The 17,669-nt window shown below is 71.1% G+C and carries 18 protein-coding genes; 13 read left to right on the forward strand and 5 right to left on the reverse strand.

Annotated features, from left to right (window positions below; translation table 11 throughout):
• Window positions 1-113 precede the first annotated feature (113 nt).
• Entirely contained in the window at window positions 114-359 is a 246-nt protein-coding gene (locus ACFYZR_RS16370) for a hypothetical protein (RefSeq protein WP_391910599.1), read from the forward strand.
• Between the two features lie 45 nt (window positions 360-404).
• Here ACFYZR_RS16370 and ACFYZR_RS16375 read toward each other — a convergent pair whose 3' ends face one another.
• Window positions 405-770 (reverse strand): hypothetical protein, encoded by a 366-nt coding sequence (locus ACFYZR_RS16375; RefSeq protein ID WP_391910601.1) that lies wholly within the window; start codon window positions 768-770, stop codon window positions 405-407.
• Window positions 771-1,000: 230 nt separating this feature from the next.
• A complete protein-coding gene (locus tag ACFYZR_RS16380) occupies window positions 1,001-1,930 on the reverse strand; it encodes an RNA polymerase sigma factor SigF (RefSeq protein ID WP_391910716.1) in 930 nt (309 codons plus the stop codon).
• 246 nt (window positions 1,931-2,176) lie between these two features.
• Between ACFYZR_RS16380 and ACFYZR_RS16385 the strand changes: the two genes are divergently transcribed.
• The 5 genes from ACFYZR_RS16385 to ACFYZR_RS16405 all read left to right on the forward strand — a co-directional run bounded on the left by ACFYZR_RS16385 (window position 2,177) and on the right by ACFYZR_RS16405 (window position 6,147).
• A complete protein-coding gene (locus tag ACFYZR_RS16385) occupies window positions 2,177-2,545 on the forward strand; it encodes an STAS domain-containing protein (RefSeq protein ID WP_391910603.1) in 369 nt (122 codons plus the stop codon).
• A 143-nt stretch (window positions 2,546-2,688) separates the two neighbouring features.
• A complete protein-coding gene (locus tag ACFYZR_RS16390; protein WP_391910605.1) occupies window positions 2,689-3,186 on the forward strand; it encodes an ATP-binding protein in 498 nt (165 codons plus the stop codon).
• Between the two features lie 135 nt (window positions 3,187-3,321).
• Window positions 3,322-4,206 carry an LPXTG cell wall anchor domain-containing protein gene (locus tag ACFYZR_RS16395; RefSeq protein ID WP_391910607.1) on the forward strand — a complete coding sequence of 295 codons (885 nt, stop codon included), beginning with the start codon at window positions 3,322-3,324 and terminating at the stop codon, window positions 4,204-4,206.
• A gap of 31 nt (window positions 4,207-4,237) precedes the next feature.
• A complete protein-coding gene (locus ACFYZR_RS16400) occupies window positions 4,238-5,122 on the forward strand; it encodes a hypothetical protein (RefSeq protein ID WP_391910609.1) in 885 nt (294 codons plus the stop codon).
• Window positions 5,119-6,147 carry a hypothetical protein gene (locus ACFYZR_RS16405; protein WP_391910611.1) on the forward strand — a complete coding sequence of 343 codons (1,029 nt, stop codon included), beginning with the start codon at window positions 5,119-5,121 and terminating at the stop codon, window positions 6,145-6,147. Before ACFYZR_RS16400 ends, ACFYZR_RS16405 begins: the two co-directional genes overlap by 4 nt.
• A gap of 122 nt (window positions 6,148-6,269) precedes the next feature.
• On the opposite strand, the gene ACFYZR_RS16410 is transcribed toward ACFYZR_RS16405, so the two are convergent.
• Entirely contained in the window at window positions 6,270-7,805 is a 1,536-nt protein-coding gene (locus ACFYZR_RS16410) for a peptide MFS transporter (protein ID WP_391910613.1), read from the reverse strand.
• Window positions 7,806-8,276: 471 nt separating this feature from the next.
• Here ACFYZR_RS16410 and ACFYZR_RS16415 point away from each other — a divergent pair, with 471 nt between their 5' ends.
• Window positions 8,277-8,957 (forward strand): response regulator transcription factor, encoded by a 681-nt coding sequence (locus tag ACFYZR_RS16415; RefSeq protein ID WP_229348737.1) that lies wholly within the window; start codon window positions 8,277-8,279, stop codon window positions 8,955-8,957.
• Between the two features lie 93 nt (window positions 8,958-9,050).
• Complete coding sequence (locus ACFYZR_RS16420) at window positions 9,051-10,295, forward strand: ATP-binding protein (RefSeq protein WP_391910616.1); 1,245 nt, start codon at window positions 9,051-9,053, stop codon at window positions 10,293-10,295.
• A gap of 7 nt (window positions 10,296-10,302) precedes the next feature.
• Here ACFYZR_RS16420 and ACFYZR_RS16425 read toward each other — a convergent pair whose 3' ends face one another.
• Complete coding sequence (locus ACFYZR_RS16425; RefSeq protein ID WP_391910618.1) at window positions 10,303-10,818, reverse strand: GtrA family protein; 516 nt, start codon at window positions 10,816-10,818, stop codon at window positions 10,303-10,305.
• A 177-nt stretch (window positions 10,819-10,995) separates the two neighbouring features.
• On the opposite strand from ACFYZR_RS16425, the gene ACFYZR_RS16430 reads away from it, so the two are divergent.
• From ACFYZR_RS16430 to ACFYZR_RS16440, 3 genes are read left to right on the forward strand one after another with little or no spacing between them, the layout of a single operon-like run.
• The gene (locus tag ACFYZR_RS16430) at window positions 10,996-12,141 is read left to right on the forward strand and encodes a 5-(carboxyamino)imidazole ribonucleotide synthase (RefSeq protein ID WP_391910620.1); all 1,146 of its coding nucleotides are present in this window, start codon (window positions 10,996-10,998) and stop codon (window positions 12,139-12,141) included.
• Window positions 12,138-12,671, forward strand: coding sequence for a 5-(carboxyamino)imidazole ribonucleotide mutase (gene purE, locus ACFYZR_RS16435; protein ID WP_391910622.1), 534 nt, complete (start codon window positions 12,138-12,140; stop codon window positions 12,669-12,671). Before ACFYZR_RS16430 ends, purE begins: the two co-directional genes overlap by 4 nt.
• The gene (locus tag ACFYZR_RS16440) at window positions 12,668-13,864 is read left to right on the forward strand and encodes a dipeptidase (RefSeq protein ID WP_391910624.1); all 1,197 of its coding nucleotides are present in this window, start codon (window positions 12,668-12,670) and stop codon (window positions 13,862-13,864) included. Before purE ends, ACFYZR_RS16440 begins: the two co-directional genes overlap by 4 nt.
• A 119-nt stretch (window positions 13,865-13,983) precedes the next feature.
• On the opposite strand, the gene ACFYZR_RS16445 is transcribed toward ACFYZR_RS16440, so the two are convergent.
• Complete coding sequence (locus tag ACFYZR_RS16445; RefSeq protein WP_391910626.1) at window positions 13,984-15,324, reverse strand: UDP-glucose dehydrogenase family protein; 1,341 nt, start codon at window positions 15,322-15,324, stop codon at window positions 13,984-13,986.
• Window positions 15,325-15,530: 206 nt separating this feature from the next.
• Here ACFYZR_RS16445 and ACFYZR_RS16450 point away from each other — a divergent pair, with 206 nt between their 5' ends.
• Together ACFYZR_RS16450 and ACFYZR_RS16455 are read left to right on the forward strand one after the other, a co-directional pair.
• Window positions 15,531-16,688, forward strand: a complete 1,158-nt coding sequence (locus tag ACFYZR_RS16450; protein ID WP_391910628.1) for an acyl-CoA dehydrogenase family protein — start codon at window positions 15,531-15,533, stop codon at window positions 16,686-16,688.
• Window positions 16,689-16,866: 178 nt separating this feature from the next.
• Entirely contained in the window at window positions 16,867-17,661 is a 795-nt protein-coding gene (locus ACFYZR_RS16455; protein WP_391910630.1) for a VOC family protein, read from the forward strand.
• The last annotated feature ends 8 nt before the right edge of the window (window positions 17,662-17,669 follow it).

Here is a 17,669-nt window from a genome sequence, read left to right on the forward strand (position 1 = left end):
CGAGGTCCCCCGTGCGAGCGATCGCTTGAGGCGGGTGCCTGGAACTACCTTCGGGAGATATGAGTGCTGATAGCCCCGATCGCGTGGGTCGGACCCGGGAAACGGTCCTGGACGTGCTGCCCGACGTGTTTCCTTGGGTCGGGTTCCTCCCCGAGCCGGATGCCCGGGCCTTCGTAGCCGAACTGGTTGCCTCCACGCGTGCCGCGGACTCCATCAACAACAGCGCGGCTGTGGCCCAGATGCTGGCCGCATGGGAGCACACCGCCGAAGCCCATTCCGACCCCGACGTGTCGGCCGCTTTGACCAAGGATCACGAGACGGACTGTGGCCCGGTACCCGCCCCTGGGGAGGTCGCGTGACACCCGGCCACGGAGATCGGGCCCGCACTCCCTACCGCGTCCCGGTCAGGACGCTCGCCGGAGCAGCCACGCATTCGGCGTGAAGGACGGGTTGCCGAAGGCCACGCAGCCTCCGCTGTAGTAGGTCTGGACCTTGATCCAGCCATTCGGCGGCTGGGCCGTGGCGCAGGCGTTGACCTGGGTGCCGACGGGGAGGCCGTCGAGCTGCTTGATCATCTTGATGTTCGAGCCGCCCATCACGCGGCACGAGGCGCTGGTGCCCCAGTTGACGTCGACCCAGCCGTCCGGGGTCATCGAGTCGGCGCACACCGTGCGGGTCTCGCCCGGCGAGGCCTGGGCCGGGCTCGCCGCGACGGAGGCGACGAGCGTCGCGCCGAGAAGGGCAAGACCCGCGGTGCGGAGTCGTCTCATGGGGTGTCTCCCAAGCATGAAGAGTGCACTGATGCGCTGATGAGGGATCAGTGTTGGCCAGCGCATTCAATGGCCTGCGCGAAGTGCTTGAGGAGAATGTTTTCGGCCATGGAAGGCCGTGAAAGGGCTTCTCAAGGTTTTCTCAAGGCCCTGGGAAAGCCGCTGTGCCGCATGGGCGGGCGGGCCCGTGCGGCACAGCGGCACAGTCGTGGGCGGCGGCGCGCCCCGCGTCACTCCTCGGCCAGCAGTCCCCGCCGCAGCCGCACCAGCGTGCGGGACAGCAGCCGGGAGACGTGCATCTGGGAGATGCCCAGCTCCTCGCCGATCTCCGACTGCGTCAGGTTCGACACGAACCGCAAGGAGAGGATGTGGCGGTCGCGGTACGGCAGTTCCGCGATGAGGGGCTTGAGCGACGCGATGAATTCGATGCCCTCCAGGCCGTGGTCCTCGTAGCCGATGCGGTCCGACAGGGAGCCCTCCGGCTCGTCGTCGTCGGCCTGGGCGTCCAGCGAGCTCGCGGTGTACGCGTTGCTCGCGGCCATGCCCTCGACGACCTCGTCCTCCGTCAGGCCCAGCCGCTCGGCGAGCTCGGCGACGGTCGGGGCGCGGTCCAGCTGCTGGGCCAGCTCGTCGCCGGCCTTGGCCAGGTCGAGGCGGAGCTCCTGGAGTCGCCGGGGGACCCGGACGGACCAGCTGGTGTCGCGGAAGAAGCGCTTGATCTCGCCGATGATCGTCGGCATCGCGAAGGTGGGGAACTCCACACCGCGGGTCAGCTCGAACCGGTCGATCGCCTTGATCAGACCGATGGTGCCGACCTGGATGATGTCCTCCATCGGTTCGCTGCGGGTGCGGAACCGGGAGGCCGCGAACTTCACCAGGGCCAGATTCAGCTCGACCAGTGTGTTGCGGACGTACGCGTAGTCGTGGGTGCCCTCTTCGAGCGACGCGAGGCGGGCGAAGAGCGTCTTGGACAGGGCCCGCGCGTCGACCGCGGCCACCTCGTCGTACGGGGGGATCTCAGGGAGCCCGGCGAGGCCGGGGGTGTCGGGGGCGTCGTGCTCGGGCAGGGTTGCCGACGAGGCCGTCGCGAGGTCCTCGTGCGAGGCGCACGAGGTGGCGGGACGTTGTTCGTCGAGCCGGGGTGACATGGTCTCCTCCATCATTCTCGGCATATGGCTGCCGAAGCCGTGACCCTTTTGCTGCGGTTTGCGGCGCCTCCAAAGCCGTCGGTGGAAAATGTGTCCCTACTAGCCCTACCGGTCTTCACCACCGTCTGGCAAGTATGGTTTGTCCCATTCTGTCAGTATTTGGCGGAACTTCGGCTTCCGGAGCCGCGTAAGGAAGGCGTAGTGTTTCGGCAGCGGAACGCGAGCACGCCACGAGCGCATGAAGGGGAGCGGGAGCGCATGGATCGCGGGATGGTCGGCAATCCGAGCAGGGGCCGACTGCAAGTGGAGGTCCGGCGCGAGGGCGCGAGCTCGGTCGTCTCGCCCGCGGGTGAGCTCGATCACCACACGGCCGAATTGCTGCGCGAGTCCCTGGAGGGCTGTGTACGCGACGGCGACGCCCGCCTCGTCGTCGACTGCTCGCGGCTCGACTTCTGCGACTCGACCGGCCTGAACGTACTCCTCGGCGCCCGGCTCAAGGCCGAGGCCGCCGGAGGCGCCGTCCACCTGGCCGCGATGACCCCCGTCGTCGCCCGGGTGTTCGAGATCACGGGAGCCGGGGCCGTCTTCACCGTGCACGACACGCTCGACTCGGCGCTCGCCGACTGAGCCGAGCCGGGAATCTCCGTTGCCTGTGTCACAGGCGCCCCGTCGAATTCGTGGGTGTTCTCACGATTCCGCCGGGCAGGAGACAGCTGAATCCATTGAAGATGTTCGTGTTCGTATCGGTGAATCGGTGAGGTGAAGCGCTGATGAGCACCACCCGGGCGTGCCCACCGCCGGACGGCCCCGGCCCGGAGGCGGGGGACGCCGCCTCGGCCGGTTCACCGGCCCCGGCGGAAGCGGCGGCCCGCAGGCTGCGCCTCGTCGGGGTCGGTGGCGCCGTACCGCTCTCGCGTGACTTCACCCGTCAGGCGCTCCACGACTGGGGCTGGCTCCCCGCGGTCTCCGCCGACCACCGGGCCGCCGCCGAGGACGTCCTGCTGGTCGTCTCCGAGCTGGTCACCAACGCCTGCCTGCACGCCGACGGCCCCGAGGAGCTGTGCGTCAGCCGTACGGGCAAGGTGCTCCGGCTGGAGGTCAGCGACCTCGGCACCGGCACCCCGGCACCCCGGACCCCGCACCGCGCGGGCCGGCCCGGCGGCCACGGCATGTTCATCGTCCAGCGGCTCTGCCTCGACTGGGGGGTCGTCCGGCGCTCCGGCGGCGTCGGCAAGACGGTCTGGGCGGAACTGGCCGGGCCGTCGTAGAGAAGCCCTGAGGGAGAGCCTTTACGGGCTGTTCCTTGTCTTCCCTCTCCACCGTCCCGGGCGTACCTTCGGCGTCCGATCTGATGTGCCGTCAGCAAATCTCTGCTGTGGCACCGGACGAGAGGGGAACCCCAGGTGTACCGCACCTCACGCCACCCCAAGCGCCGCGCCGGCGCGCTCGCCGTCTCGGCGGCTCTGGCCGGCGGCGCGTTCCTGCTGGTCGCGCCGGACGCGCGGGCCGAGGTCGTCGACGTCAACTACCAGTGCAAGACGCCGATCGGGGACCGCAGCGCGGTCTCGCCCATCGACATCAAGGCCACGGCGAGCGGTGACGCCTACAAGCTCACCATGACCTTCCAGAAGGGCGTCTCCTCCAGCCCCATCGAGCTCGGCAAGGGCGCGATGAAGCCAAGTGCCGTGATCAAGGTGGGCGGCGCGGACAGCGGCACGGTCGACGTCTCCGGCCCCGCCAACGACCAGCCGATACCTCCCAACACCCCCATCAAGATCAGTGACTTGTCGGGGACGTACACCCCCAAGAAGGGTGGCCAGGTCACCTTCACGGCCTCCGTCCTCACCATCTCCGCCCTGGGCACCACGACCACCTGCACCCCCACCAACAACCCCAAGCCCTCGCTCACCCTTGAGGTCAAGGACCCGGGCGGGACGGGCGGGACCACGACCGGCGGGTCCACGAGCGGGTCGACGAGTGGATCGACTAGTGGGTCCACGGGTGGATCGACGAGCGGGTCCACGAGCGGGTCGACCAGTGGGTCCACGAGTGGGTCGTCGGCCGGGTCGACCGGCGGGTCGACCAGCGGCTCCACGGCCGGCACCACCGGCGGGTCCACCGGCTCGACCACCAGCGGTACGACCGGCGGCACCACCGGCGGCGGGCAGCTCCCGCAGACCGGGCCCTCCGATTCCGCCGTCGCCCTCGCCACCCTCGGCGGCACCGTGCTCCTCACCGGGGTCGCCGGCACCCTCTGGCTCACCCGGAGGCGCCGCACCGCCGGCTGACCCCCTCACCCCCACGCCCAGGGAGCCGCCGATGCCGCTGATGCCGCCGACGAACGCCCGCAACACCGCCGCCGCCCTGCTCTGCGCCGCCTCGGTGCTCGCCGTGCCCACGCCCACCGCCCCGGCCCCGGTCGCCCCGACCCCGGCCGACAGCCGGCCGTCCTGGACGGCGGCGCCCGCCCCCGGTGGCAGGAAGGCGCCGACGGCGGAGGACAGGTCGTCCTTCTACCTCGAAGGCGCCCCCGGCTCGGTCCTGGAGGACAAGCTGACGGTCGTCAACCCCGGCGACCGGCGGCTGACGGTCGAGCTGAGCGGCAGCGACCCGTGGATCTCCCTCGCCGCCGGACGCGTGAGCGTGCCGCCCCGCACCCGCGCGGACGTCCCCCTCACCGTGACCGTTCCGGCCGGTTCGGCACCCGGCGACCGTTCCGCCGCCGTGACCGCCTCCGGGGACGGCCGGCGGGTCCGGGTGTCCATGGCCGTACGGGTCGCGGGGACCGCCTTCGCCGCGCTCTCGGTGGAGCACGTCCGGGTCAGCGGCACGGGCCGGGACGCGGTGATCCACTACGCCCTGGTCAACCGGGGCAACACCACCCTCGCCCCCCGGCTGACCATCCGGGCGGAAGGCCTCTTCGGGCAGGTCCTGAGCCGCCAGGCAGCAGGAGTCCCCACCGCCCTGGCACCCGGCGAGAGCGTACGGCTGGCGGAGCGATGGCCGGAGGCCCCGCGCCTGGACCGGGTGGCGGTGCGCGTCACGGCCACCACCCCGGACGGCACCCGGGCCGCCGCGTCCGGCTCGTACACGCCCCTGCCCTGGCTCCGCCCGGCCCTCGGCGCGGCGGCCGGGCTCGTGGCGGCCGGGGCGGTCGTACGCCGCGTACGGCGTCTACGGCGTCGTCGGGCGGCCCGCTCATGAGGGGCCGACCGCCGCGGGGCCGACCGCCGCGGGGCCGCCGGAGAGGCCGTGGGAGCGCCTGGGAGTGGGCAGCGGCGCTCCTCGCGCTGCTCGCGCTCCTCGTCGCCCTCCCCGCGCCCCCGGTCCTCGCCGACGGCGCCCCCCAGGCCGCCGTGGACCGCTCCGAGGTCCCCCGGGACGGCCGGGTCACCGTGACCGGCCGGGGCTGGCCGGCCGGTGCGCTGCTCACCCTGCTCGTCTGCGGGCAGAACATGATCGGCGGCACCAACGCCTGCGCCAACGCCGACGGCCGCGCCGTCACCACCGGCGCCGACGGCGCCTTCCGCGTGGACGTGCCCGTCCCCGCGCCGCCCAAGCCCTGCCCCTGTGTCGTCCATGTGGCGACCGTCACCGGCGACTCCGTCGCGACGGACGTTCCGCTGGTCGTCAGCGGGCACCCCGTCGCGCCCCTGCCGGAGCAGAGCGGCGGGGAGCGGCTCAGCGTGCTCGACGCCCGGCTGGAGGGGGCCGGCGGGCTGCTGACGTGGTTCGGCGCCCCGCCCACCCGCCGGCTCGTCGTGACCGTCGCCAACCTCGGCTCCACCCCTGCCAAGAACCCGGCCTTCCGGCTCGGCACCTCGCGCGGGGTGCTCGCCCCGGCCTGGGAGGACCGCCCCTGGCACGGCACGGTGGCCCCCGGGCGCAAGGAGCGGGTGACGCTCGACGTGGAGCTGGCGGCGGGCGCGTACGGGGACTACCTCGTCTCGCTCGAGTACGCCGGCAAGGTGCTCGTCGAGCAGCCGTGGGACGTGAGCCGGCCCTGGGGGGTGACGCTCTTCTGGATCCTGCTGGGCGTGGTCGTCCCGCTGGCGGTCTTCCGCGCGGGCATGGCGGTCGTGGACCGTGTCCGTCCCCGTACGCCCGTCAAGGCCGCCATGGCCGCCACGGCCGGTCCGGAGCCCCCGGCGGCCCGGGAGGGCCCGCTCCCGTGGTTCACCCCGGAGACCGACCCCAGGCGGCCCGGCCCCGGCGCGCCCCCCGGCTGACGGACGGCTGACGGACCGGACGGCCGGCGGACGGCGGAACGGGCGCACGCGAAAGCCCCCGGCACGTTCCCGTGCCGGGGGCTTCCGGTGTCCGTCAACGCATTCGCGTCAAGGCACTCGCGTCAGTGGACGTCACCCATCAGGGCGATGATCCGCTTGCGGTACATCCACACCGCGACACCCGCGAGGGTGCAGAGCGCGGCCTGGAACACGATCGTGCCGGTGCCGTTCATGTCCACACCGGCGATGGACAGCAGACCCGTCGTGCAGTCACCGGCGGTGACGGCGAGGAACCACACGCCCAGCATCTGGCTCGCGTACTTCTTCGGCGCCATCTTCGTGGTGAGCGACAGACCCACCGGGGAGAGGCACAGCTCACCCATGGTCTGGATCATGTAGATCATCAGCAGCCAGGCCGGGCTGACCTTGGTGCCGTCGCCCGCCATGCCCATCGGGACGGCGAAGACGAAGAACGAGGCGCCGATGAGCACCATCGCCATGGCGAACTTCACCGTGGTGCTGGGCTCGCTGTTGCGGCGGGCCAGGAACACCCACAGCCAGGCGAAGACCGGGGCCAGCGCCATGACCCACAGCGGGTTGACCGACTGGAACCAGGTCGACGGGAAGCCGATGCCGAAGACGTTGTCGGCGGTCTTCTTCTCGGCGAAGGTCGACATCGTCGAACCGGCCTGGTCGAAGATCATCCAGAAGGCCGCGGCGGCGACGAAGAACCAGATGTAGCCGCTGACCTTGGTCTGCTCGGTGTCGCTCAGGTCCTTGTCGCGCTTGATGCGCAGCAGGACGGTGATCGGGATGATCAGACCCAGCAGGGTGATCGGGACCAGGGCCCAGTTGAGGGTGAAGGTGCCGGTGCCGCCCACGATGCCGTAGAAGACGGCCGCGACGCCCAGCCAGATCAGGGCCTTGGTGAGGGTCGACTTGCGCTCCTCGGCCGACAGCGGCGTCGGGACGACGCTGCTCTTCGGGTCGAGGTGGCGGGTGCCCCACAGGAAGATCAGCAGGCCGAGCGCCATACCGGCGGCGGCGATGCCGAAGCCCAGGTGCCAGTTGACTTCCTGGCCGATGGTGCCGATGACCAGCGGCGCGAAGAAGGCGCCGAGGTTGATGCCGATGTAGAACAGCGTGAAGCCGCCGTCCCGGCGCGGGTCCGTCGGGCCGTCGTAGAGGTGGCCCACCATCGTGGAGATGTTGGACTTCAGCAGGCCGGAGCCGATCGCCACCAGCGCGAGGCCGGCGAAGAAGGTCGGCTTGCCGGGCACGGCCAGGAGCAGATGGCCCGCCATGATCGTGCTGGCCGCGATGGTGACCGTCTTACGGGGACCCCAGACGCGGTCGCCGAACCAGCCACCGGGCATGGCGAGCAGGTACACCATGGCCACGTAGATGGAGTAGATCGCCACCGAGCTGGCCTCGGGCATCGCCAGACCGCCGCCCTGGCTGCCGGGCTTGGCATCGGGGCCGCCGGAGATCAGGTAGACGACGAGCAGGGCCCGCATGCCGTAGTAGGAGAAACGCTCCCACATCTCGGTCAAGAAGAGCGGGGCCAGGCCGAAGGGGTGGCCGAAGAAGGTCTTGCCGTCGGAGGCCGGAGAGGTCTTCTCCCGCTCCGCCGCGTCCTTCGTCAGGCTGGACGCCATGGTCATTCCTAGGGTGCTCGGGACGCGCGGTGGTCCGGAGGACGCGCGCCCGGGTGGGGGTTGGCCGGCACCGGCTACTGACACCGTCCGCCCCACTCCCCTGGGGTGCGGCTCCTCGCTGGGAGAAGTCGCGGGACGGCCGTATTCCGGGATCCACGCCCCCCGCGCATCTTCGCGCGGCGGACCCGGCCGACAGGTCAAACACTGTGGAACAAGGCTGGAGCACCAGCCCTGCGCACAACAGAGACCTTCGGCTCGTCGGATGTCCCGAAGGTCCCTCGGTAGTGCTACAGATGTCGGGTCACCATACGTCACACCCCGCCCGGCCATGGAAGGTGTTGAGACATGGATCACAGTCGATTCCGGAACCGAATGCTTCCTTTCGAAGGTGGTAGCACTTTCGGTGAAGTGTTGCCGTAGGTAGCACTCGGCCCGCCGCTGACGTGCGCCCGCGCGGACTACCATCACCCCATGACCCGAGTACTGCTCGCCGAGGATGACGCCTCCATCTCGGAGCCGCTCGCACGCGCCCTGCGCCGCGAAGGGTACGAGGTGGAGGTGCGCGAAGACGGTCCCACGGCCCTGGACGCCGGCCTGCAAGGAGGAGTGGACCTGCTCGTCCTCGACCTCGGGCTGCCCGGCATGGACGGCCTCGAGGTCTGCCGCAGACTGCGCACCGAGGGGCACGGCTTCCCCGTGCTGGTGCTCACCGCCCGCGCCGACGAGGTGGACACCGTGGTCGGCCTGGACGCCGGCGCCGACGACTACGTCACCAAGCCCTTCCGGCTGGCCGAGCTGCTCGCGCGCGTCCGGGCGCTGCTGCGCCGCGGCACCGTCGAGGCCCACCAGCAGCCGCCCGCCACGCACGGCGTGCGGATCGACGTCGAATCGCACCGCGCCTGGATGGGCGACGAGGAACTCCAGCTCACCGCGAAGGAGTTCGACCTGCTGCGGGTCCTGGTACGGGACGCCGGCCGGGTCGTCACCCGCGACCAGCTGATGCGCGAGGTCTGGGACACCACCTGGTGGTCCTCCACCAAGACCCTGGACATGCACATCTCCTGGCTGCGCAAGAAGCTCGGCGACGACGCCGCCAACCCGCGCTACATCGCCACCGTGCGCGGCGTCGGCTTCCGCTTCGAGAAGAGCTGACCGAGAGCCCCTCGAGCCGACCGAGACTCTCAAGCCGTCCCGGGACCGCCACCTGCCGGGCCTGATCTGATCCACCCCCGCCCGGAGGACACCGTGCGCCGCCGACTGATCAACTCCACGCTCGCCGTCGTGCTCGTCGTGATCGCGGTCTTCGGGATCTCGCTGGTCATCGTCGAGACCCGGACGATCGAGAACAGCGCGCAGGAGAGCGTGCAGTCCGAGGCCGTCCGGCTGGTGGCCATCGTCGACAGCCGGCTCGCCGGGCACGAGCGCGTCGAGTCGGAGGTGCTGGGCGATCAGATCACCCCCAACCGGTACGCCCGGGTCGACATCCCCGGCCGGCAGCCGATCGAGATCGGCAGCCGGCCCGAGGGCGGCGTCATCACCACGACGCTGAAGGGCGAACAGGGCGAGACGGTACGGGTCGAGGAGTCCCGCAGCACGGTCAGCCGGGAGATCGGCCGCACCCTGCTGGTGATCCTCGCGGTGGCCCTGCTGGCCGTGATCGCCGCCGTGTTCCTGGCCGTACGTCAGGCCAACCGGCTCACCGCTCCGCTCACCGACCTCGCCGAGACCGCCGAACGGCTGGGCTCCGGCGACCCCCGCCCCCGGCACCGTCGCTACGCGGTCCCCGAGCTCGACCGGGTCGCGGACGTCCTGGACGCGAGCGCCGAGCGGATCGCGCGGATGCTCACGGCGGAGCGGCGGCTGGCCGCCGACGCCTCGCACCAGCTGCGGACGCCGCTGACCGCGCTGTCGATGCGGCTGGAGGAGATCACGCTCACCGACGACCCGGAGACGGTCAAGGAGGAGGCGATGATCGCCCTCACCCAGGTGGAGCGGCTCACCGATGTCGTCCAGCGGCTGCTGACGAACTCCCGTGACCCGCAGACCGGGTCCGCGATCACCTTCGACCTCGACGAGGTCATCAAGCAGCAGATCGAGGAGTGGCGGCCGGCCGCCCGCGCCACGGGCCGGGCCGTGGTCCGCTCCGGCAAGCAGGGGCTGCGCGCGGTGGGCACGCCGGGCGCGGTCTCCCAGGTGCTGGCGACGCTGATCGAGAACTCCCTGATGCACGGGGACGGTACCGTCGCCCTGCGCACCCGGGTCACCGGCAACCAGGCGGTGGTGGAGGTCTCCGACGAGGGGCCGGGCGTCCCGGCAGATCTGGGCTCGCGGGTCTTCGAACGGACGGTCAGCGGCCGTAACTCCACGGGCCTGGGCCTGGCCGTCGCCCGCGATCTCGCGGAGGCGGACGGCGGCCGGCTGGAACTCCTCCAGCAGCAGCCGCCGGTGTTCGCGCTCTTCCTGAGCCGCGAGGCGGATCAGGACGACTAGAAGCCGGTTACTTCCCCGCCCTGACGCGCTCCTGCGCGGCGGGCGCCTCCGTCAGGAACGATTCGGCGGCCTGGACGGCGTCGCGGGCGGGCAGCGCGCGGAACACCCAGGTGCGGTACGACCAGAAGCGGAAGACCGTGCCGATGCCGAGGCCGACGACGTTCTTGGCGATGTTGTCGGCGAGCGGGCTGGTCAGGTCCATGCCGTAGTGGGAGAGGGCGAGTATGCCGTTCTCGATCACCAGGCCGACGGCGCTGAAGAGCAGGAACAGGGTGAGCTCACGGCTGCGCCGGTTCTTGTCCGTGTCGCGGTAGGTCCAGTAGCGGTTGCCGACGTAGTTCGCGGCGATCGCCACGGCCGTGGCGATGACGCCCGAGCGCACGACGGCCAGCCCCAGGCCGTGGACGCAGATGTTGAAGACGATGAAGTTGACCACGAATCCGATGGCGCCCACGGCGCCGAATTTCGCGATTTCGCGGGCCAGCCGCTCCAGCCGGGAACGCACTGTGCGCCGTTGAGTCATGGTCTTCATGCTAACGAGCCCGCGGAGGAGCCCGTCCGGAGAGTCGGTGAACGAACAGCGAACGCCCGGTTTTGCCGCTTTGATTACACCTGTGCGCTGCCGGAAGAACAGCCTCCGGACTTGGAGGATCCTCCATGAGGGGTCGGAGTGGTTCGTACGTACGGATACCCTGGGGGAGTGACGTTCCCGGTAGTCGGCATGGTCGGCGGCGGTCAGCTCGCCCGTATGACCCACGAGGCGGGCATCCCCCTCGGTGTCAGGTTCAAGCTGCTCAGTGATACCCATCAGGACTCGGCGGCCCAGGTGGTGAGCGATGTCGTCATCGGCGACTACCGCGACCTGGACACCCTTCGTGCGTTCGCACAAGGCTGCGATGTGATCACCTTCGATCACGAGCATGTTCCGACCGAGCACCTCCGGGCCCTGGAAGCGGACGGCATCCCCGTCCGCCCGGGGCCCGACGCATTGGTGCACGCCCAGGACAAGGGTGTGATGCGCGCGAAGCTCGACGCGATCGGGGTCCCGTGCCCCCGGCACCGCCTCGTGGCGGACCCCGCCGACGTCGAGCGCTTCGCCGCCGAGGGCGACGGCACGGGCTTCCCCGTCGTCCTCAAGACCGTGCGCGGCGGCTACGACGGCAAGGGCGTCTGGGTCGTCCGCGACGCCAAGGAAGCGGAAGAGCCCTTCCGGGCGGGCGTGCCCGTGCTCGCCGAGGAGAAGGTCGACTTCGTCCGCGAGCTCGCGGCCAATGTGGTCCGCTCCCCGCACGGCCAGGCCGTCTCGTACCCCGTCGTGGAGTCCGTCCAGGTCGACGGCGTCTGCGACACCGTGATCGCCCCCGCGCCCGGCCTGTCCGACGAGCTCTCCGCCCACGCCCAGGAGCTCGCCCTCCGCATCGCCAAGGAACTGGGCGTGGTCGGCCACCTCGCCGTGGAGCTCTTCGAGACCCGCGACGGCCGGGTGCTCGTCAACGAGCTCGCGATGCGCCCCCACAACTCCGGCCACTGGACCCAGGACGGCGCGATCACCTCGCAGTTCGCCAACCACGTCCGGGCCGTACTGGACCTGCCGCTCGGCGATCCGCGCCCGCGCGCCAAGTGGACCGTGATGGCCAATGTTCTCGGCGGCGACTATCCGGACATGTATTACGCGTACCTGCATTGCATGGCGCGCGACCCGGCCCTGAAGATCCATATGTACGGCAAGGACGTGAAGCCCGGCCGCAAGGTCGGACACGTCAACACCTACGGCGACGACCTGGCGGACGTGCGCGAGCGCGCCGCGCACGCCGCCGGATATCTGCGAGGAACGATCACGGAATGAGTTCTCCCGGCTCCCCCCTCATCGGCATCGTCATGGGCTCGGACTCCGACTGGCCCGTCATGGAAGCCGCCGCGAAGGCCCTGGACGAGTTCGAGATCCCCTACGAGGTCGACGTCGTCTCCGCGCACCGGATGCCGCGCGAGATGATCGAGTACGGGGAGCTGGCCGCCGGCCGCGGCCTCAAGGCGATCATCGCGGGCGCGGGCGGCGCGGCCCATCTGCCCGGGATGCTCGCCTCGGTCACCCCGCTGCCGGTGATCGGCGTGCCCGTGCCGCTGAAGTACCTCGACGGCATGGACTCGCTCCTCTCCATCGTCCAGATGCCCGCCGGCGTCCCGGTCGCCACCGTCTCCGTCGCGGGCGCCCGCAACGCCGGCCTGCTGGCCGTCCGGATGCTCGCCGCCCACGACGAGAAGCTGCTCGACCGGATGCGCCGCTTCCAGGACGAGCTCAACGACCAGGCCACCGAGAAGGGCAAGCGCCTGCGCGCCAAGGTCGAGGGCGCCACCGGCTTCGGATTCGGGAAGTGAGCGCCGTGGACGAGCTGATCCGCGCCCGCGAGCTGCTCGCCGCGCACCCCGTCGTCGACGGTCACAACGACCTCCCCTGGGCCCTGCGCCAGCAGGTCCGCTACGACCTCGACCAGCGCGACATCGCCACCGACCAGAGCGCCGCCGGGCTCCACACCGACCTGCCCCGGCTGCGCGCTGGCGGCGTCGGCGCGCAGTTCTGGTCGGTGTACGTGCGCACGGACATGGCCGGCGACGAGGCGGTCAGCGCGACGCTGGAACAGATCGACGTCGTACGGCAGCTCGTCGACCGCCACCCCGGTGAGCTGCGGCTCGCCCTGACGGCCGACGACATGGAGGCCGCCCGCGCCGAGGGCCGCATCGCCTCGCTGATGGGCGCCGAGGGCGGGCACAGCATCAACTGCTCGCTGGCCACGCTGCGCGCCCTCCACCGCCTCGGCGTCCGCTATATGACGCTCACCCACAACGACAATGTCCCGTGGGCGGACTCGGCGACCGACGAGCCGGCGGCGGGCGGGCTGACGCGCTTCGGCGAGGAGGTCGTCCGCGAGATGAACCGCCTCGGCATGCTCGTCGACCTCTCGCACGTCTCGGCCGGCACGATGCGGGACGCGCTGCGGGTCAGCGAGGCGCCGGTGATCTTCTCGCACTCGTCGGCCCGCGCGGTCTGCGACCACCCCCGCAACATCCCGGACGACGTCCTCGGCGCGCTCGCCGCGAACGGCGGCGTGGCCATGGCCACGTTCGTCCCGAAGTTCGTCCTGCCGGAGGCCGTCGCCTGGACGCGGGCCGCCGACGAGAACATGCGCGCCCACGGCTTCCACCACCTCGACACCACCGCCGAGGGCATGGCCGTCCACCACGCCTTCGAGGCGGAGCACCCGCGCCCGGTGGCCACGGCCGCGACGGTCGCCGACCACCTCGACCACATGCGCGAGGTCGCCGGCGTCGACCACATCGGCATCGGCGGCGACTTCGACGGCACGGCCTTCACCCCGGCCGACCTGGCCGACGTCTCCGGCTACCCGAACCTGATCGCGGAACTCCTGCGCCGCGGCTGGTCCGAGGCGGACCTGGCCAAGCTGACGTGGCAGAACGCGACGCGCGTCCTGCGCGACGCGGAGGCGGTCGCGCGGGAGGTCTCCGCGAAGCGGGGGCCGTCGATCGCGACGATCGACCGGCTGGACGGCTGATTCCCGGGGCTCCGCCCCGGACCCCGGTCCTCAAACGCCGGACGGGCTGCTGTGTTGTGTCCTCAAACGCCGGACGGGCTGAAATCAGCCCGTCCGGCGTTTGAGGACACCGCCAGGGGTCAGGCCTTAGGGCGCCCCAGCGCCCGGAACGTCCAGCCCGCCGAACGCCAAGCGGCAGCGTCCAGCGCGTTGCGGCCGTCGATCATGTGCCGCTCCGCCACCACCGCGCCGACCACGGCCGGGTCGAGCTGGCGGTACTCGCCCCACTCCGTGAGGTGGAGCACCACGTGCGCCCCCCGGCAGGCCTCGATGGCGCTGTCCGCGTAGGCGAGCGTCGGGAAGAGCCGGCGGGCGTTCTCCATGCCCTTGGGGTCGTGGACCGTCACCTGGCCGCCCTGGAGGTGGATCTGGCCGGCGACGTTGAGCGCGGGGGAGTCCCGGACGTCGTCCGAGTCCGGCTTGAACGTGGCGCCCAGCACCGCGACGCGACGGCCCAGGAAGCTCCCGCCCACGGCCTCCCGCGCCAGCTCGACCATGTGGGTGCGGCGGCGCATGTTGATGGAGTCGACCTCGCGGAGGAAGGTCAGGGCCTCGTCGGCGCCCAGCTCGCCCGCGCGGGCCATGAAGGCCCGGATGTCCTTCGGCAGGCAGCCGCCGCCGAAGCCGACACCCGCGCGCAGGAACTTCTTGCCGATGCGGTCGTCGTGGCCGATGGCCTCCGCCAGCTTCACGACGTCGCCGTCGGCGGCCTCGCAGACCTCGGCCATGGCGTTGATGAAGGAGATCTTCGTGGCGAGGAAGGAGTTGGCGGCGGTCTTCACCAGCTCGGCGGTCGGGTAGTCGGCGACCACGAAGGGCGAGCCCTCGCCGACCGGGGTCGCGTAGACCTCGCGGAGCAGCTTCTCGCCGCGCTCGCCCGCGACGCCGACGACGATGCGGTCGGGGTGGAGGGTGTCCTGGACGGCGAAGCCCTCGCGCAGGAACTCCGGGTTCCAGGCGAGCTCCACGTCCTTGCCCGCCGGGGCCAGCTCCGTGAGCAGCTTCGCGAGCCGGCCCGCGCTGCCGACCGGCACGGTCGACTTGCCGACGACCAGCGCGGGGCGGTGGAGATGGGCGGCGAGCGAGGTGAAGGCGCTGTCGACGTAGGACATGTCGCAGGCGTACTCGCCGTGCTTCTGCGGGGTGTTCACACAGACGAAGTGGACGTCGCCGAACTCGCCGACCTCCTCCCAGGAGGTCGTGAAGCGCAGCCGTCCGGTCGAGCCCTCGATGCCGGCGACGTGCTTGCGCAGCAGCTCCTCCAGCCCCGGCTCGTACATCGGGACCTCGCCGCGCGCGAGCGTCTCGATCTTCTCGGGAACCACGTCGAGACCCAGCACCTCGAACCCCAGCTCGGCCATGGCCGCGGCGTGGGTGGCGCCGAGGTAGCCGGTGCCGATCACGGTGATCCTGAGGGCCATGCGGTGCTCCATTGCTGTGCGGTACTGACGGCCGGCCCGCGCGCGGGCCCGGCGGCCGGATTGCGTTGCCCGAGCATAGTCGGGGCCCGCCCGGGAAGGATCTCGGGGAGATCACGGGTTGTCGGCAAGCTCACGTGGTCCTCGCCCGAAGTGCGCCCCTAGAATCGGGGTTACTAATCAGTAGCTAACTCTCTGGGGAGTACGCCTTGGCGGGAAACAAGGACTTCGACCTGTACCGGCCGTCCGAGGAGCACGACGAGCTCCGCAAGGTCGTGCGCTCGCTCGCCGAGGCGAAGATCGCGCCGTTCGCCGCCGAGGTGGACGAGGAGGGCCGCTTCCCGCAGGAGGCGCTCGACGCCCTGGTCGCCGCCGACCTCCACGCCGTGCACGTGCCGGAGGAGTTCGGTGGCGCGGGCGCGGACGCCCTCGCGACCGTCATCGTGATCGAGGAGGTCGCCCGGGTGTGCGCCTCGTCCTCGCTCATCCCGGCGGTCAACAAGCTCGGTTCGCTCCCGGTGGCCCTCTCCGGCTCGGAGGAGCTCAAGAAGCAGTACCTGAGCCCGCTCGCCAAGGGCGACGCGATGTTCTCCTACTGCCTGAGCGAGCCCGACGCGGGCTCGGACGCGGCCGGGATGAAGACCCGCGCCGTGCGCGACGGCGACTACTGGGTGCTCAACGGCGTCAAGCGCTGGATCACCAACGCGGGCGTCTCCGAGTACTACACGGTCATGGCCGTCACCGACCCCGAGAAGCGTTCGAAGGGCATCAGCGCCTTCGTCGTGGAGAAGGGCGACGAGGGCGTCTCCTTCGGTGCCCCGGAGAAGAAGCTCGGCATCAAGGGTTCCCCGACCCGCGAGGTCTACCTGGACAACGTCCGCATCCCCGCCGACCGCATGATCGGCGCCGAGGGCACCGGCTTCGCCACGGCGATGAAGACCCTCGACCACACCCGCGTCACCATCGCCGCCCAGGCGCTGGGCATCGCCCAGGGCGCCCTCGACTACGCCAAGGGCTACGTCCAGGAGCGCAAGCAGTTCGGCAAGCCGATCGGCGACTTCCAGGGCGTCCAGTTCATGCTGGCCGACATGGCGATGAAGCTGGAGGCCGCCCGGCAGCTGACCTACGCGGCCGCCGCCAAGTCCGAGCGCGTCGACGCCGACCTCACCTTCTTCGGCGCCGCCGCCAAGTGCTACGCCTCCGACGCCGCCATGGAGATCACCACGGACGCCGTCCAGCTCCTCGGCGGCTACGGCTACACCCGTGACTACCCGGTCGAGCGCATGATGCGCGACGCCAAGATCACGCAGATCTACGAGGGCACCAACCAGGTCCAGCGGATCGTCATGGCCCGCAACCTCCCGTAACGCGCTCCGTAACGCGTTCTCGTAACGCGCTCCCGTAACGCGCCGCGCGTCGGCAGCGCGCGAACGGCCCCCGGCGACGGTCCGCCGGGGGCCGTTCGCCGTTCCTCCGGTGGCGGGCCTCCGGTGGCGGGGTGAAGGTGGTCGCGGGGGTGTCCGTACTGCCAGGGAGGCGCGCGTCATGCCCGAGGTAACGAAGCCCTATGTGCCCGGGACGCCCTGCTGGGCCGATCTCGTGGTCCCCGACCAGCGGGAGGCCCTCGACTTCTACGGCGATCTCTTCGGCTGGCAGGGGGAGCCCGGGCCGCCCGAGACCGGTGGGTACGCGGTCTGCACGCTGCGCGGCAAGCCCGTGGTGGGGATCATGACGTCGATGGCGCAGGAGGGCGGCTCCAAGCCGCCGCCCGCGTGGACGACGTATCTGGCCGTCGCGGACGCCGATGCCGCCATGCGGAAGATCAAGGACTCCGGTGGCACCCCGCTGATGGACCCGATGGACGTCATGACGCTCGGGCGGATGGCCGTCGTGGCCGACTCCACGGGCGCGGTCTTCGGGATCTGGCAGGCCAAGGACTTCCCCGGCTCGCAGATCGTCAACGAGCCGGGCTCGGTGGTGTGGAACGAGCTCAACACCGCCGACACCGACGCGGCCGGCGCCTTCTACGCGGACGCCCTGGGCCTGACCGCCGAGCCCTTCGAGGAGATGCCCGCCTACTCCTCCCTCAAGGCGAAGGGCCGGGTGGTCGGCGGGATGCAGGGCCTGGAGAACTCCCCGCCCGGATCGCCCTCCCACTGGCTGACGTACTTCTCCGTCGACGACACCGACAGCACGGTCGACGCGCTGGTCAGGGCCAAGGGCAATGTGCTCAAGCCGCCGTTCGACATGGTGGCCGGCCGGATGGCCGTCCTCCAGGACCCGCAGGGTGCGGTCTTCGCCGTGATCAACGCGACCGGGCCGTCGCCCGACGACGCCTGACGACCGCC

Source organism: Streptomyces sp. NPDC001678 (assembly GCF_042892945.1).
Taxonomy (GTDB): Bacteria; Actinomycetota; Actinomycetes; order Streptomycetales; family Streptomycetaceae; genus Streptomyces.